Annotated in this window: 1 protein-coding gene; it reads right to left on the bottom strand. The window is 69.0% G+C overall.

Annotation, left to right across the window (positions count from 1 at the left end):
* The coding region (trxB, locus tag G6R25_RS24265) for a thioredoxin-disulfide reductase (RefSeq protein ID WP_163554683.1) at positions 1–856 on the bottom strand (856 nt) is incomplete at its 3' end.
* Between the last annotated feature and the right edge of the window lie 13 nt (positions 857–869).

An 869-nucleotide genomic window follows, 5' to 3' on the forward strand; every position in this document is an offset into this window, starting at 1 on the left:
TGATCGCCTGCCGGTAGGTGTGGTCGACCACGTCGCCGCAGGCGAACACGCCGTCGAGGTTCGTCTTGGTGGTGGGGTGCGCGACCTTCACGTAACCGGCGTCGTCCAGCTTGAGCTGGCCGCGGAGCAGCTCGGTCCGCGGATCGTGGCCGATCGCGACGAACAGGCCGGTGATGTCGAGGTCGTCGGTCTCCCCGGTGACCGTGTCGCGGAGGCGGACGCCGCTGAGCTTGTTTTCGCCGAGGATCTCGGCGACGTCGGCGTTCCACCGGAACCGGATCTTGTCGTTGGAGAAGGCCCGCTCCTGCATGATCGCGCTCGCCCGCAGCTTGTCCCGCCGGTGGATCACCGTGACCGATCGGGCGAAGCGGGTCAGGAACGTCGCTTCCTCCATCGCCGAGTCGCCGCCGCCGACGACGGCGATGTCCTGGTCGCGGAAGAAGAAGCCGTCGCAGGTCGCGCAGGCCGACACCCCACGCCCGAGTAGCCGCTCCTCGTGCTCGACGCCGAGCTTGCGGTAGGCCGAGCCGGTGGCGACGATGACCGTGCGCGCCAGGAACGTCTGGTCCTCGACCTTGACGACCTTCGGGTTGGCGGTGAGGTCGAGCTCGGTCACGTCGTCGGCGACCAGCTCGGCACCGAACCGCTCCGCCTGCTGGCGTAGCTGTTCCATCAGCTCCGGGCCCTGCACGCCTGCGGGGAAGCCGGGGAAGTTCTCGACCTCGGTGGTGTTCATGAGCGCGCCGCCCGCGGCTACCGCGCCCTCGAAGACGAGCGGCCGCAGGTTGGCCCGGGCAGTGTAGATGGCAGCCGTGTAACCTGCCGGCCCCGAGCCGACGATGATGACATCGCGCACGTCGTCTGCCGAT

The organism is Candidatus Frankia alpina (genome assembly GCF_902806485.1).
Taxonomy (GTDB): domain Bacteria; phylum Actinomycetota; class Actinomycetes; order Frankiales; family Frankiaceae; genus Frankia; species Frankia alpina.